The sequence below is a fragment of the Streptomyces venetus genome (assembly GCF_039540295.1).
Classification (GTDB): Bacteria; Actinomycetota; Actinomycetes; order Streptomycetales; family Streptomycetaceae; genus Streptomyces; species Streptomyces venetus.
Genome location: NZ_BAABET010000006.1, coordinates 175,294 through 190,029, shown reverse-complemented (window position 1 = coordinate 190,029; position 14,736 = coordinate 175,294). Strand labels below are relative to the sequence as shown.

The 14,736-nt window shown below is 73.0% G+C and carries 13 protein-coding genes; 3 read left to right on the top strand and 10 right to left on the bottom strand.

What is annotated here, in order from left to right:
• The first annotated feature begins 64 nt into the window (after positions 1-64).
• Complete coding sequence (locus ABEA82_RS20950; protein WP_345663105.1) at positions 65-2,749, top strand: ATP-binding protein; 2,685 nt, start codon at positions 65-67, stop codon at positions 2,747-2,749.
• Positions 2,750-3,085: 336 nt separating this feature from the next.
• Here ABEA82_RS20950 and ABEA82_RS20945 read toward each other — a convergent pair whose 3' ends face one another.
• The 8 genes from ABEA82_RS20945 to ABEA82_RS20910 all read right to left on the bottom strand — a co-directional run bounded on the left by ABEA82_RS20945 (position 3,086) and on the right by ABEA82_RS20910 (position 10,565).
• Positions 3,086-3,865 (bottom strand): SDR family NAD(P)-dependent oxidoreductase, encoded by a 780-nt coding sequence (locus ABEA82_RS20945; protein WP_345663104.1) that lies wholly within the window; start codon positions 3,863-3,865, stop codon positions 3,086-3,088.
• A gap of 78 nt (positions 3,866-3,943) precedes the next feature.
• The gene (gene pcaDC / locus ABEA82_RS20940) at positions 3,944-5,062 is read right to left on the bottom strand and encodes a bifunctional 3-oxoadipate enol-lactonase/4-carboxymuconolactone decarboxylase PcaDC (RefSeq protein ID WP_345663103.1); all 1,119 of its coding nucleotides are present in this window, start codon (positions 5,060-5,062) and stop codon (positions 3,944-3,946) included.
• The gene (gene pcaB / locus ABEA82_RS20935; protein WP_345663102.1) at positions 5,059-6,354 is read right to left on the bottom strand and encodes a 3-carboxy-cis,cis-muconate cycloisomerase; all 1,296 of its coding nucleotides are present in this window, start codon (positions 6,352-6,354) and stop codon (positions 5,059-5,061) included. The genes pcaDC and pcaB overlap by 4 nt, the downstream gene beginning before the upstream one ends.
• Entirely contained in the window at positions 6,351-6,956 is a 606-nt protein-coding gene (gene pcaG / locus ABEA82_RS20930; protein WP_345663101.1) for a protocatechuate 3,4-dioxygenase subunit alpha, read from the bottom strand. Before pcaG ends, pcaB begins: the two co-directional genes overlap by 4 nt.
• Before the next feature lie 6 nt (positions 6,957-6,962).
• The gene (pcaH, locus tag ABEA82_RS20925; RefSeq protein WP_345663100.1) at positions 6,963-7,736 is read right to left on the bottom strand and encodes a protocatechuate 3,4-dioxygenase subunit beta; all 774 of its coding nucleotides are present in this window, start codon (positions 7,734-7,736) and stop codon (positions 6,963-6,965) included.
• A 230-nt stretch (positions 7,737-7,966) separates the two neighbouring features.
• On the bottom strand, positions 7,967-9,169 hold the full coding sequence (locus ABEA82_RS20920; RefSeq protein WP_345663099.1) for a thiolase family protein: 1,203 nt from the start codon (positions 9,167-9,169) through the stop codon (positions 7,967-7,969).
• A complete protein-coding gene (locus ABEA82_RS20915) occupies positions 9,166-9,810 on the bottom strand; it encodes a CoA transferase subunit B (protein WP_345663098.1) in 645 nt (214 codons plus the stop codon). Before ABEA82_RS20915 ends, ABEA82_RS20920 begins: the two co-directional genes overlap by 4 nt.
• Positions 9,810-10,565 (bottom strand): CoA transferase subunit A, encoded by a 756-nt coding sequence (locus tag ABEA82_RS20910; protein WP_345663097.1) that lies wholly within the window; start codon positions 10,563-10,565, stop codon positions 9,810-9,812. The genes ABEA82_RS20915 and ABEA82_RS20910 overlap by 1 nt, the downstream gene beginning before the upstream one ends.
• 208 nt (positions 10,566-10,773) lie before the next feature.
• Between ABEA82_RS20910 and ABEA82_RS20905 the strand changes: the two genes are divergently transcribed.
• Positions 10,774-11,238 carry a MarR family winged helix-turn-helix transcriptional regulator gene (locus tag ABEA82_RS20905; protein WP_345663096.1) on the top strand — a complete coding sequence of 155 codons (465 nt, stop codon included), beginning with the start codon at positions 10,774-10,776 and terminating at the stop codon, positions 11,236-11,238.
• A gap of 14 nt (positions 11,239-11,252) precedes the next feature.
• Here the strand turns inward: ABEA82_RS20905 and ABEA82_RS20900 are convergent, their stop codons facing one another.
• On the bottom strand, positions 11,253-12,233 hold the full coding sequence (locus ABEA82_RS20900) for a DUF3048 domain-containing protein (protein ID WP_345663468.1): 981 nt from the start codon (positions 12,231-12,233) through the stop codon (positions 11,253-11,255).
• Between the two features lie 200 nt (positions 12,234-12,433).
• Between ABEA82_RS20900 and ABEA82_RS20895 the strand changes: the two genes are divergently transcribed.
• Complete coding sequence (locus tag ABEA82_RS20895) at positions 12,434-13,624, top strand: zinc-dependent alcohol dehydrogenase (protein ID WP_345663095.1); 1,191 nt, start codon at positions 12,434-12,436, stop codon at positions 13,622-13,624.
• Between the two features lie 25 nt (positions 13,625-13,649).
• On the opposite strand, the gene ABEA82_RS20890 is transcribed toward ABEA82_RS20895, so the two are convergent.
• On the bottom strand, positions 13,650-14,714 hold the full coding sequence (locus ABEA82_RS20890) for an ATP-dependent DNA ligase (protein ID WP_345663094.1): 1,065 nt from the start codon (positions 14,712-14,714) through the stop codon (positions 13,650-13,652).
• Between the last annotated feature and the right edge of the window lie 22 nt (positions 14,715-14,736).

Here is a 14,736-nt window from a genome sequence, read left to right as displayed (position 1 = left end):
CAGGCAATCGGAGGGATACGCTCGACGTCTGTACGTCGTTCGGGCGACTTGGGGAGGTAGCGGGATGACGGAGGTACGGCCCACGGCCGCCGCCTCGGCTTCCCTGTGGGAGCGCGACGAGGAAGTCGCCGCCGTCACGCGGGCGCTCGACAGCCTGTGCGCGGACCGCTCCTCGTCCGGCGGGCTGCTGGTCTTCCGCGGCGAGGCCGGACTCGGCAAGACCGCGCTGCTGGCCGAAACCCGCCGTCTCGCCGAGGCACGCGGCTGCACGGTCTGGTCGGCGCGCGGCGGCGAGACCCTCAGGTCGGTCCCCTTCAACGTCGTACGGCAGTTACTGCAACCCGCGCTGGTGTCGATGCTGCCCGAGGAGGCACGCGAATACCTCGGCGACTGGTACGACATCGCCGGCCCCGCCCTCGGCATAGCCGACCCCGGCGACCGGCAGGCCGACCCCCAGGGCGTGTGCGACGGCCTGGTCGCGGCCGTGCGCCGGCTCTCCCGCCGGGACTGGCCGCTGGTCCTGCTGATCGACGACGCCCACTGGGCCGACCAGGAGACCCTGCACTGGCTCGCGGCGTTCGCCGAGCGCCTCGCCGAGATGTCCGTCCTGGTCGTCGTCACCCGCCGCCCGGACGACGTGTCCGGCACGAGCGCCCGCCACCTCGACACCGTCGCCGCCGCGGCGGCCGGCCCCGCCACGACGCTGAGCGCCCTCACCCCGGACGCCACGGCCGGACTCACCCGCGCCACCCTCGGCGCGCACGCCGACGCCGCGTTCTGCCGCGAGGTCTGGGCCGTCACCGCCGGCAACCCCTACGAGACCGTCGAACTCCTCGCCAAGGTGCAGGACAGCGAACTCGAACCGGTCGAGGCCCGGGCCGGGGAACTGCGCGAACTCAACCGCTCCGCCCGCGGCGGCGGCCTCGTCGCCCGCCTGGAGGAACTCGGCATAGACGCGACCAGGTTCGCCTGGGCCGCCGCCATCCTCGGCACCGGCATCTCCATCGACCTGGTCGCCAAGCTCGCCACCCTCAAGCCCGGCGAAGCCCGCCGCTGCGCCGAACTGCTGCGCACCGCCCGTATCCTCACCGCACCCGACCCCGCGACCGGCCGCAGCGGCGACGGCGACCTGGAGTTCGTCCACCCCCTGATCGCCACCGCCGTCTACAACTCCATCCCCGACGCCCTGCGCACCGCCATGCACGGCATCGCCGCCCGGATCGTCACGGACGAGGGGCATGGCGCCGCGGCCGCGGCCCGCCACCTCATCGAGGTCCACCCGGACGACGACGAGGAACTCGTCGGGCAACTCCGCGAGGCCGCCCGCGAGCACCTCGCCGTCGGCGCCCCCGACGCGGCCCGCCGCTGCCTGGAACGCGCCCTGAAGGAACCGCCCCGGCCCGACTCGCACCCGCACGTGCTCTACGAACTGGCCGAGGCCACCTTCCTGACCGCGCCCGCCCGCACCATCGGCCACCTGCGGACCGCGCTCGGTATGCCCGGTCTCGACGGGGACCAGCGGGTGGACGCCGTCTTCCGGCTCTCCCAGGCGCTGCTCCACAACGACCAGCTGGAGGAGGCCGTCCGTACGGTCGAGGCGGAGGCCGCCCGGCTCCAGCCGGGACCCGCCCGGATGCGGCTCCAGGCCGTGCACTTCATGTGGGAGGGCATCCACGCCGGCGAGGCCACCTCACCGGGCCGCTCCCAGCGGCTCGCCGACCTCGCGAGCACCTGCACCGGCCGGGACAACTCCGAACGCGCGCTCCTCATCCTGCGCGGCTTCGACGCCCTGATGCACGGCGAGAACGCCGAGGAGGTCGTCGAGCTGTGCGACCGCGCGCTCGTCAACGGCCGTCTGGCCCCCGGGCTCGGCTGGACCGACACCGAGTGGGGCATCGAGCTGCTGCTGATGCTGGCCAACGCGTACGCCTTCACCGACCGCCTGGACCGCGCCGAGTCCCTCTACAACGAGGCCCTGCGCGCCTACGAGACGGCCGGCTGGAGCGGCGGCCACCTCGCCCTGGCCCACGCCTACGTGGGGCTCGGCCACCGCAGGCGGGGCCGGCTGACGGACGCGGAGGCGTCCCTGCGCGAGTCGCTGCGCCTCGCCGAGCGCGTCGGCCGCGGCCTGCCCCTGTACTGGTCCGCGACCTGCAACCTCGTCGACACGCTGCTCGCCCGCGGCCGCGTCGAGGAGGCCTGGGAGGTCGCCGAACGGCACGGCTTCGCCCCGCCCTACCCGTCCACCATCGTCCTGCCGGACCCGCGCTCGGTACGCGGCAGGCTGCTGCTGGCCGTCGGCCGCACCAAGGACGGCATCAACGAACTGGAGGCCGCCGAGAAGGCCGCGGCGGCGCGCGGTCACCACAACCCGGTACTCGTCCCCTGGGCGGCCGATCTCGCCCGGGCCCTGCGCACCGAGGACCCGGACCGTGCCGCCCGGCTCGCCGTCGACGTCCGCCGCCGGGCCGAGCGTTTCGGCACGGACACCGCGATAGGTGAGGCCCTGCGCTGCGCCGCCGCCCTGGAGACCGGCCAGCGCGCGGTCCGCCTCGCCGCCCAGGCCGTCACCTACCTGGAGGCCTCGCCCTGCCAGTACGAACACGCGGCGGCCCGCATCGAGTACGGCATCGCCGCCCGCTCGATGACCGACCTCGACCGCGGCCTGGACTTGGCGCTCTCGTGCGGAGCGGACGGTCTGGCGGCCCGGGCGCGGGCAGAACTGGAGACGGGCGCCGGCCTCCGCTGAGCCCGCCGACCGGCCGGCTCGGCCCCGGCACACCGGTGAGGGCCGCCGGTGGTGTGCGGTGCTGGGTCGCAGGGCCGGGTTGAGCAGTGTTCGGTCGGTTGGTGAGGGCGACCGTGGTTGTGCGGTGCTGGGCCGGAGGGCCGGTTCGGGCACGGTCGGCCGGCCGGTGAGGGCGGCCGGTGCTGTGTGGCGCCGGCGTCGCAGGCCGGGGTCGGGCAGTGTTCGGTCGGTCGGTGAGGGCGACCGGTGTCGTGCGGTGCTCGGATCGCAGGGCCGGGGCCCTGTTCGGTCGGCCGGTGCGGGCAAGCGGTGGTGTGCTCCGGGGCGACGAGCCGGTCAGGTCCGCACCAGTTGATCGGTCACCGCTGCCAGACGCGTATGTACCTGCGGGTCGTAGGCCGCAGCGTGGGCCCGCCCCGGCCGTGTCCCGTCGTAGAAGCCGCCGCTTCCCATGTCCCGCGTGGCCAGGGCGAGCACTCCGGCCGCCCCGTCGGCGACCGTGCTCCACGGCGTCACGTCCGCATCACGGACCATGGCCGTGTCCATGTAGGTCGCCGGGTGCAGCACGTTCACCGAGACGCCGGTGCCGTCGAGCTCCTCGGCGAGCGCGAAGGTGTGCGCCGCGAGGGCGAACTTGCTGCGGCTGTACGCCGAGACGCCGTCGTAGCCCCGGGTGAACTCGGGGTCCTCGAAGACGAGGGGCTCCTGGCCCGCCGAGCCGACGTTGATGATCCGCGCGGGCGCGTTCGCCCGCAGCACCGGCAGCAGGGCCCGGGTCAGCACGACCGGCGCCAGGTAGTTGACCGCGAGCCGAAGCTCATGCCCGTCGACGCTCACCTCACGTCCCGCACCGGGCGCCCCGAAGCCCACACCGGCGTTGTTGACCAGCACGTCGAGCTCGGGATGCGCGTCGGCGACGTGCCCGGCCAGCTCGCGCACCTGCGCCAGCGAGGCCAGGTCGGCGACGAACGCCTCGGCGCGCAACTCCTCGGCCAGCCGCTCGGTACGGCCCGCGTCCCGGCCGTGGACGAGGACCACATGGCCGGAACGGACCAGCTCGAAGGCGACGTACCGGCCGAGCCCCGAGGTGGCGCCCGTGATCAGGATGGTGGACATGTCCCCACCGTAGGCACGCCGTGCGCGCCCGAGCGAGCTGCCGTCGAGCGTACGACCGGCAGGGTCACCCTCCGGCGCCTACGAGGCGTCGTCCTCCTCGGCGAGCACCCGCTGAGCCGTGGCGAACGCCGAGTTCGCCGCCGGGACGCCGCAGTACACCGCCGTCTGGAGCAGCACCGCGCCGATCTCCTCCCGCGTGAGCCCGTTGCGGCGCGCCGCCCGCACATGCATGGCCAGCTCCTCGTAATGGCCGTGCGCGACCAGCGCGGTGAGGGTGATCATGCTGCGTTCGCGGCGGGACAGCGTCGGATCGGTCCAGATCTCGCCCCAGGCGTAGCGCGAGATGAAATCCTGGAAGCGCGCCGTGAAGGGGGTCTGCCGGCCCTGCGCCCGGTCGACGTGCGTGTCGCCGAGCACCTCGCGCCGCACCTGCATCCCGCGTCCGGCGGGCGCGCCGAAGTGGGCCCGCAGCGCGGTCAGCACCGCCTCCGGGCACTGCGCGGGCGCCAGGTGCGAGGCGCCCGGGATCTCCACGAGCGCCGCGCCCGGCACCGCGTCGGCGATCTCCCGCAGGTGGGCGGGCGGCGTCGCCGGATCGTCCCGGCCGGCGACCAGCAGACACGGCACGCGGATTTCGGGCAGCCGGTCCCTCAGGTCGAACGCGGCGAGCGCGTCACAGCAGGCGGCGTAGGCGTCCGGGTCGGCGTCCCGGTGGTCCTGGACCAGCTCCGGCACGGTGAACCCGGACGTGAACCAGCGCGCGTCCGCGTTCTCCGCCAGCCCGGCCAGCCCCTCCCGCCGCACCAGCGCCGCCCGCTCCTCCCAGGGTTTCGCCCCGTTGAAGTGCGCCGACGAGCAGATCACGGCCAGCGACGACAGCCGCCGGGGATGATGCACCGCGAGATGCAGCCCCACGGCCCCGCCCAGCGACACACCCGCGTACGCGAACCGCTCGATGCCGAGCGAGTCGGCGAGCGCCAGCACCAGGCCGGCGAGGTCGCCGACCGTCGCGCCGGCCCGGACGAGACCGGCCGCCGAACCCCCGTGTCCCGGCAGGTCCCAGCGGACCACCCGGTGGGTGACCGACAGTTCGGGCGCCACCTTGTCCCACAGCGCGTACGACGTGCCCAGCGAGGGGCCGAGCAGCAGCGGGGGAGCGGAGGGGGACCCTTCGGCACGGTGGTTGAGGAGTGTCAACGTCGCTCCAGAGCACGGTCGGTGAGGGCTCCGGCGGAGCCGGTGTAGTGGGTGGGATCGAGGTCGGCGTCGGCCAGCTCAGGCGCCTGGTCGAGCGGGCGCCCCGTGGCGGCCAGCCGGGTGAGGAGTTCCTTGGCACGGGCCCGGCCCAGCACCGGGGCCAGCTCGGCGGACAGCCGCTCGGAGACGATCAACCCGTCCGTCAGATCCAGGTGTGCGCGCATGGCCTCGGGCCTGACCCGCAGCCCCTCCGCCAGCTCGACGGCGTCCCGGGCGGCCCCGCCGGCCAGCCGCAGCAGGTCCCTGAGCGGTTCCCACTCCGCGTGCCAGGCTCCGGCGGGCCGCTCGTCCTCCGCCGCCAGCGCCCCGTACAGCGTGGCCGCGAGCTGCGGTGCGCGCCGCGCGGCGGAGGCGATGAGGGTGGACCGTACGGGATTGGACTTGTGCGGCATGGCGGACGAACCCCCGCCGCTGCCTTCCACGACCTCGGAGATCTCGGTGCGCGAGAGGGTGAGGACGTCCACGGCGACTTTGCCGAGCGCGCCCGCCGTGAAGGCGAGACACCCCGCGAGATCGGCGACGGGCGTCCGCAGGGTGTGCCAGGGCAGATCGGGCGCCCGGAGGCCGAGTTCACGGGCGTACGCCGCCGGCAGCGCGGTCGGATCGCTCGCGCCGTACGCTCCGAAGGCCGCCAACGTCCCCGCCGCGCCTCCGAGTTGAGCGGGCAGCGTGTCCCGTACGGTCCGCACCCGGTCCCGCGCGTCGAGCACCAGCGACCGCCACCCGGCCGCCTTCAGCCCGAACGTCGTCGGCACGGCGTGCTGGGTGAGCGTCCGTCCCGGCATCGCGGTGTCCCGGTGCTCGGTGGCCAGTGCGGCCAGCGCCCGCTCGGTGCGGCCCAGATCGTCGAGGACCAGGTCGAGCGTGCGTGCGGCGACCAGCATCGACGCGGTGTCCATGATGTCCTGGCTGGTCGCGCCCCGGTGGACGTAGGGGCCGTACTCCTCGCCCACGGCCTCGGTCAGATCCGCGACCAGGGGGATGACGGGGTTGCCGCCCGCGCGGGCCCGTTCGGCGACGGACCGCACGTCGAAGGTGCCGGCGTCGGCCGCCTCGGTCACCGCCGCCGCCGCCTCGGCGGGGGCGAGCCCGAGCCCGGCCTGGGCCCGGGTCAGCGCCGCTTCCGCGTCGAGCAGCGCCCGCAGATACGCGTGGTCGCTCGTGGCGGAGGAGGCCGCCGAGCCGGACCATCCGGGGGCGAGCAGGCCGGTGTCGCCGTGCGCAGCTGTCACTGGAACTCCAGGAAGACCGTCTCGCCTTCGCCCTGAAGGCGGATGTCGAAACGGTACGTCCCGCTGTCCTCCGCCACGGCGACCAGCGTGTCGCGGCGCCCGTCCTCCAGCCGGGCCAGCAACGGGTCGGCGGCGAGCGCCTCCGCGTCGCCCGGCAGGTAGATCCGGGTGTACAGGTGCACGAGGAGCCCGCGCGCGAAGACGCACACGCTGAGGTACGGGGCGCTCCGCCCGCGTGCGCCGGGCCGCAGGGTCCGCGCGTACCAGTGGCCGTTCGCATCGGTCTGGATCCGTCCCCAGCCCGTGAACTCCACGCCGTTGCGCCCCAGGAAACCGCCGGAAGCCGGGTCGCGGCGCATCGAACCGTCGGCCGTCGGCACGTTGCCGTCCGGGTCCGGGCCCCACAGCTCGATCAGGGCGTCGGGCAGCGGCCTGCCCTCGCCGTCGAGGACGTACCCGTGCACGGTGACCGTGTCCGGGTGCCCGAGGGGCGCGATGTCCTCGCCGCCGCGGAACGGCAGGGCGTGGCCGTAGAAGGGGCCCACGGTGTGCGAGGGGGTGGGCAGCACGCTCTCCGGCCTGCTGCTGTCGATCTTCGTCATGGCAGGTCAGCGCCCTTCTTCGATCCAGGTGGCCTGCGGGCCGTCCAGCACGATGTCCCAGTGGTAGCCCATCGAGAACTCCGGCACCGACAGGCTGTGGTCGTACGTCGCGACCAGTCGCTGCCGGGCCGCGTCGTCCGTCACCGACTGGATGATCGGGTCGTAGGGGAACAGCGGGTCGCTCGGGAAGTACATCTGGGTCACGAGCCGCTGGGTGAAGGCCGTGCCGAAGAGCGAGAAGTGGATGTGCGCGGGCCGCCAGGCGTTGACGTGCTGGCGCCACGGGTACGGGCCCGGCTGGACGGTGGTGAAGTGGTAGCGGCCCTCGCCGTCGGTGAGCGTGCGGCCCACGCCGGTGAAGTTCGGGTCCAGCGGGGCGTCGTGCTGCTCGCGCTGATGGGCGTAGCGGCCCGCCGAGTTGGCCTGCCAGATCTCCACGAGCTGGCCGCGCACGGGGCGGCCGTCCCGGTCCAGGAGGCGACCGGAGACGGTGATGCGCTCGCCGATCGGCTCCCCGTCGTGCTGCCGGGTGAGATCGTTGTCGATCTCGGTGATGTCCCGCTCCCCGAAGGCCGGGGAGGACAGCTCCACCAGCTCCGGGTCCTGGCTGACGTCGATGGTGACCGGCGGCTGCTTCGGGTGCCGGAGCACCGAGGAGCGGTACGGCGCGTAGTCGCGGCGCGGTTGGTGCTCCACGGGCCCGCCCTCGGCGAGGCGCCTGTCGTAGGCGGCGCGCTCGGCCGCGATCTCCTGGTCGATGTCGTGCTGTGTGAGAGTCATGGGGGTCCCTGAGGTTCTTGAGGGTCGTGCCCCGTCAGGGGCGAGGGGCTGAACCGATATGCGGCGCCGCCGCGCGGGCGCGACCAGCCACGCGCGGCCCGCAGCCTCGAACGGCGCTAGGGCCTGTTGCGAAAGCCCGTCGTCCGGCCGGAGGGCGGGCTCCGCGGCGTCCGGTGCGTGCTCTCGGCGTGCCGGGCGTCGCGGGGCAGGCGGGACTTTCGCAACAGGCCCTAGCGCTCCAGGACGAGAGCAAGGCCTTGGCCCACCCCGATGCAGAGCGTGGCGACACCGACGCCACTCCCACGCCGGGCAAGCTGATGCGCAACCGTCCCGGCGAGCCGCGCGCCGGACGCACCCAGCGGATGCCCGAGGGCGATCGCACCACCCTGCGGATTGAGGATCGCGGGATCGAACTCGGGCCACTCGGCGACGCAGCCCAGCACCTGGGCGGCGAAGGCCTCGTTCAGCTCCAGCACCGACAGGTCACCGAAGCCCTTGCCCGCCTTCGCCAGCGCCCGGTTGACGGCCTCGACGGGAGCGAGCCCGAAGTAGTCCGGATCGACGGCGTTGACGCCGGTCGCGGAGATCCGCGCGAGCGGCTCACGGCCGGTGGCCCTCAGACCGTCCTCGTCGACGAGCAGCAGCGCCGCCGCACCGTCGTTCAACGGGGAAGCGTTACCCGCCGTCACCGTACCGCCCTCCGCGCGGAACGACGGCTTCAACTTGGCCATCGCCGCCAGGGAGGCATCCGGACGGACAGACTCGTCGGCGGCGAAGACCACCGGATCGCCCTTGCGCCGCGGGATCGTCACGGGCGCCAGTTCACCGTCGAACAGGCCCTCCGACTGCGCCCGCGCCGCCTTCTGGTGGCTGCGCAGCGCGAACTCGTCCTGCTGTTCCCGGCCGATCTTGTGCTTGTCCGCGATGAGTTCGGCCGACTCGCCCAGCGGGATCGTCCACTGCGGCTCCATGCGCGGGTTGACCATCCGCCAGCCGAGGGTGGTGGAGTACAGCTCGGTGTGCCCGGCCGGGAAGGGCTTGTCGGACTTGGGCAGCACATAGGGCGCCCGGGTCATCGACTCGACGCCACCGGCCACGGCGATCGAGGCGTCCCCGACCGCGATCGCGCGAGCCGCCTGGATGACCGCCTCCAGGCCGGACGCGCACAGCCGGTTGACGGTCACGCCCGGCACCGAGGTGGGCAGGCCCGCCAGCAGGGCCGCCATGCGGCCGACGTTGCGGTTCTCCTCACCGGCGCCGTTGGCGTTGCCGAAGTACACGTCCTCGATCCTCGCCGGATCCAAGTCGGGAATACGGACGAGGAGTTCGCGGATCGCGTGCGCGCCCAGGTCGTCCGGACGGACCGAGGCCAGGCCCCCGTTGTAGCGGCCGACCGGCGTGCGGACCGCGTCGACGATGTAGACGTCCTTCACTGCACACCCTCCGGCACGGTCAGTTCGGCGTCCGTCTTCGCGGCGATCTCGGCGGCGCTCACGCCCGGCGCGGTCTCCACCAGGACGAGCCCGTCGTCGGTGACGTCGAGGACGCCGAGGTCGGTGATGATCCGGTTCACGCAGCCCTTGCCGGTCAGCGGCAGGGCGCACTCGGCGAGGATCTTCGGGGAGCCGTCCTTGGCGGTGTGGGTCATCACCACGATCACCGTGCGGGCCCCGTGCACCAGGTCCATCGCCCCGCCGATCCCGGTGATCATCCTCCCGGGGATCGCCCAGTTGGCCAGGTCGCCCCGCTCGGACACCTGCATGGCGCCCAGCACGGCCACGTCGATGTGCCCGCCCCGGATCATCGAGAAGGACAGCGCCGAGTCGAAGAAGGACGCGCCCGGCAGGACCGTCACCGTCTCCTTCCCGGCGTTGATCAGGTCCGGGTCGACGGTGTCCTCGGTGGGGTAGGGGCCGGTGCCGAGGATGCCGTTCTCCGACTCGAGCACCACTTCGACGCCGGGCGGAAGGTAGTTGGGGATGAGGGTGGGCAGGCCGATGCCGAGGTTGACGTACTGGCCGTCCCTCAGCTCCCGGGCCGCGCGCGCGGCCATCTCCTCGCGACTCCAGGCCATCAGGACCTCACCGTCCGCTGCTCGATCTGCTTGTCCGCCGCCTGCTGAGGGGTGAGTGCGAGGACCCGCTGCACGAAGATGCCGGGCAGATGCACCGCGTCGGGGTCGATCGCGCCGGGTTCCACCAGTTCCTCCACCTCGGCGACGGTGACCCGCCCGGCCATCGCCGCGAGCGGGTTGAAGTTGCGGGAGGACTTGTTGAAGACCAGGTTGCCGTGGCGGTCGCCCTTCGCGGCCCGGACCAGGGCGAAGTCGGTGCGGATGCCCCGCTCCAGCACGTACGGGGTGCCGTCGAACTCCCGGACCTCCTTCGGCGGGGAGGCGAGGGCGACCCCGCCCTGTCCGTCGTAGCGCCACGGCAGTCCGCCCTCGGCGACCTGGGTGCCCACCCCGGCCGGGGTGTAGAAGGCGGGGATCCCGGCGCCGCCGGCCCGCAGCCGCTCGGCCAGCGTGCCCTGCGGGATCAGCTCCACCTCCAGCTCGCCCGCCAGGTACTGCCGGGCGAACTCCTTGTTGGCGCCGATGTAGGAGCCCGTCACCCGGGCGATCCGGCCGGCGGCGAGCAGGACCGCCAGGCCCGACTCCATCGCCCCGCAGTTGTTGGAGACCACCGACACCCCGGTCACCCCGCGTTCGTGGAGCGCCTGGATCAGCACGTTCGGCACACCGCTCAGCCCGAATCCGCCCACCGCGAGCGACGCGCCGTCCGGCACGTCGGCCACCGCCTCCAGGGCTGTGGCGACCACCTTGTCCATCCGAGAAGCCCCATCTCTTCCGAGCGTCCCGACCGTCAATTAGTCAGGGCACTGAGTATTTCCGTGAAGCTCCCCTCACGCTGCCATCGGGACAGCGACGCGTCAATACCTCGGTATTTCCGCCTCTGCTTCCACATGTGGACGGCGGACAGCCCTGGCGTGGCCGGGTATTGTTCAGTGCACCGACGAAGACGACCGAGGGGTGCACATGGCGGCCGCGGACCTCACCACCCACCCCGGGCACCTGGCCCGGAGGCTCCAGCAGGCGCACTATCTGCTGTGGAACACGATGGTCTCCGAGGAGATCACCTCGCCCCAGTTCGCGGTCCTCAACACGCTCGTCGCCGAGCCCGGCCTGGACCAGCGCACGGTGGGGGAGCGGGTGGGACTCGACCGGTCCACGATCGCCGAGGTGATCAGCCGGCTCAGCCGGCGCGGACTGCTCGACAAGGTCCGCGACCCGGAGGACGGCCGCCGCTTCCTGCTGCGTCTCACGGACGAGGGTGCGCGCACCCATCGCAAGCTGACCGTGCGCACCGCCCGGATGAACCAGGTCTTCCTCGCCCCGCTGACCGCCGAGGAGCGGACGGTGTTCTTCGACCTCATCCGGCGGGTGGCGGACGCGGCCGAGGGGCTGCGCAACCCGGGGGAGTCCCTGGTGGCGCCGGGCTGAAGCGGGCGGGCCCGTCAGCGGGCCTCGGTGTACACCACCCACACCTGACCCTTCGCGAAGTTCACGGGTGTGCCGTCCCCGGTGGTGAACGCCGTCCCGTCCGTGGCCTTCTCACGCTTCCAGTCCACGTCGTAGGCGCGGCCGTCGCGCAGCACCTTCGCCTTGCCCGAGCCCACCGTCTCGGTGTACGGCGTGTTGTTGCCGAGGAAGTCGCGGAAGGCGGACTCGCGCACTTTCACGGACTGCACGACGACCGTCGCCGCCGCCATCCGCTTCCCGTCGGACGTCGTCGCGGGGCTGCCGTCCATGCCGACCAGCCAGCGGTCGCGGGCCTTTGACCAGGTGAAGGTGAAACTCGCCGCCGGATAGCGCACCGTCTGCGAGGCGGTCGCCGTGCCACCGGCGGGGGCGGAGCCGTAGCGGAAGCCGGTGGTGAGGGCGGCCTCGCCGGGCGTTTCGGGCATGACCTTCGAGGGCCGCAGATAGAGGTTGTGCGGGGCCTGCCTGTCGGGGGCGCGGAAGTACGCGTCCGGCGCGTTGCCCGGCGTCTCGGCCCGCAGCGGTGCCTTGTCGATCAGCGGCAGCAGGTTCTTCTGCGCTCCGGAGAAGGCGAGTGTGGGCCGGTCGAACTGGCGCAGCAGCTCCAGATCCGACTCGCGTGCGCTGCGCACCGGGCCGACGGTCTTTGGCAGACGGGTCGCGTACACCGCCATCAGCCGGCTCAACCCGCCCTCGACCTGCTCCGCGTACACCACGTCCGCGGCGTCGACACCCGTGGACGGCCGGGCCGCGGAGGCGTTGTCGATCTTGACCGCGAGGACCGAGAGGCCGCTCGCCGACGGTGACGTCCCCGGCTTCGACTCCTCGGGCGTTCCCCGTCCGTCGTCGCCCGCGCCGCCCCCGCCGGTGCAGCCCGCCGCCAGGGCGGCCGTCATCGTGGCGGCCAGCAGCGCCGCTGTCGCAGCAGCACGCCGTCCGCGCACCCCTCGTCCCATGACCACCGTCGCCACCGCGCCTCGTCCGGTTGATTTGTCTTGATTGTGCTCTTATATGTCCGGCGATGGCCACAGGCGATCGTTTCTGACGGAGGGTTTCCGCAGGGTCCGCCGATCGGCTCAAGGTTCAGCGCGGGGCGCCCGGGTACTCGGGGACGGCCGTACCACCGACGCGCACGCTACGGAGGGAGCGCGAGGCGATGAGGGCATTGACCTGGCAGGGCAAGCGGGACGTGCGGGTGGAGACCGTGCCCGATCCGAAGATCCAGGAGCCGACGGACGCGATCATCCGCATCACCTCCACCGGGCTGTGCGGGTCCGATCTGCACCTGTACGAAGTGCTCACGCCGTTCATGACCCCGGGCGACATCCTCGGTCATGAGCCCATCGGCATCGTCGAGGAGGTCGGCGCGGGCGTCCCGGACCTCCAGGTCGGGGACCGGATCGTGGTCCCGTTCCAGATCGCCTGCGGCAACTGCTGGATGTGCCTGACCGGCCTGCCCACCCAGTGCGAGACCACCCAGGTCGACACCCAGGGCATGGGCGCCCCCCTGTTCGGCTACACCCGTCTGTACGGCTCGGTGCCGGGCGCCCAGGCCGAGTACCTGCGCGTCCCGCAGGCGCAGTACGGCCCGATCAAGGTCCCCGAAGGGCCGTCCGACGACCGGTTCGTCTACCTCTCCGACGTCCTGCCCACGGCCTGGCAGGCGGTCGTCTACGCCGATGTGCCGCAGGGCGGCAGCATCGCCGTCCTCGGTCTCGGCCCCATCGGCGACATGGCCTGCCGCGTCGCCCAGGTGCGCGGCGCCGGACGGGTGTTCGGCGTGGACCTGGTCCCGGAGCGGCTGCGCCGGGCCCGTGCCCGGGGCGTGGAGACCTTCGACCTCCGGTCCTTCGACGACGAGAAGGAACTCGTCGCCGCGATCCGCGACGAGACCGACGGCCGCGGCCCCGACGCCGTGATCGACGCCGTCGGCACCGAGGCGCACGGCAGCGCGGCGGCGCGCATGGTGCAGAACGCCGCGACGGTCCTGCCCCGCAAGCTGAGCGGCCCGCTCGCCGAACGCTTCAGCGTCGACCGCCTCGCCGCCCTCTACACGGCCATCGACCTGGTCCGCCGCGGCGGCACCATCTCGCTGTCCGGCATCTACGGCGGCACGGCGGACCCGCTGCCGCTGCTCACCCTGTTCGACAAGCAGATCCAGCTGCGGATGGGCCAGGCCAACGTCCGCCGCTACAGCGACGACATCATCCCGTACCTGACCGACGAGGACCCGCTCGGCGTCGAGGACTTCGCCACCCACCGGGTGGCGCTGTCGGACGCCCCGCACGCGTACGAGATGTTCCAGCAGAAGCAGGACGGCGCGGTCAAGGTGCTGATGCAGCCCTGAGCCGCTCTCAGCCGCCTCAACCGCCTCAACCGCCGAAGATCTCCGCCAGGTCGTAGCGGACCGGCTCCTCGAGCTGCGCGTAGGTGCAGCTCTCGGGGGCCCGGTCCGGGCGCCAGCGGCGGAAACGGGCAGTGTGCCGGAAGCGCTGCCCGTTCTCCATGTGGTCGTACGCCACCTCGACCACCCGCTCCGGCCTGAGCGGCACCCACGACAGGTCCTTGCGGCCCGACCACCGGCTCGGCGCCCCCGGCAGCCGCGCCGTCTCGTGCGCGGCCTCGTCGGACCAGGCCGCCCACGGATGGCCCTGGACGTCGTCCATCCGCAGCGGCTCCAGCTCCTCCACCAGCTCGGCGCGCCGCTTCATCGTGAAGGCGGCGCAGACGCCCACGTGCTGGAGGGCGCCGCGGTCGTCGTACAGGCCGAGCAGCAGCGAGCCGACCACGGGGCCGCTCTTGTGCAGGCGGTACCCGGCGACGACGACGTCCGCCGTACGCTCGTGCTTGACCTTGAACATGGCGCGCTGGTCCGGGCGGTAGCGCACCGTCAGAGGCTTGGCGACGACACCGTCCAGCCCCGCCCCCTCGTACTCCTCGAACCACTGCCGCGCCACCTCGATGTCCGTGGTCGCGGGCGCCAGGTGCACGGGGGCCGTCACCCCGGAGAACTCCCTCGTGAGCGCCTCGCGGCGCTCGGTCAGTGGCACGTCCATCAGCGACTCGTCCCCCAGCGCCAGCAGATCGAAGACGACCAGTGAGGCCGGCGTCCGCTCGGCCAGCATCCGCACCCGCGAGTCCGCCGGGTGGATCCGCTCGGTCAGCGCGTCGAAGTCCAGATGCCCCTCCCGCGCGATCACGATCTCCCCGTCCACCACGCACCGCTCGGGCAGCCGCTCCCGCACAGCCGTCACCAGCTCGGGAAAGTACCTGGTCAGCGGCTTTCCTGTCCGGCTGCCGAGCTCGACCTCGTCGCCGTCCCGGAACACGATCGCCCGGAACCCGTCCCACTTCGCCTCGTACTGCATACCCGCGGGGATCGCCGCCACGGACTTGGCGAGCATCGGCAGCACAGGGGGCATCACCGGCAGGTCCATGGTCCGACTCTAAGAGCGGCCT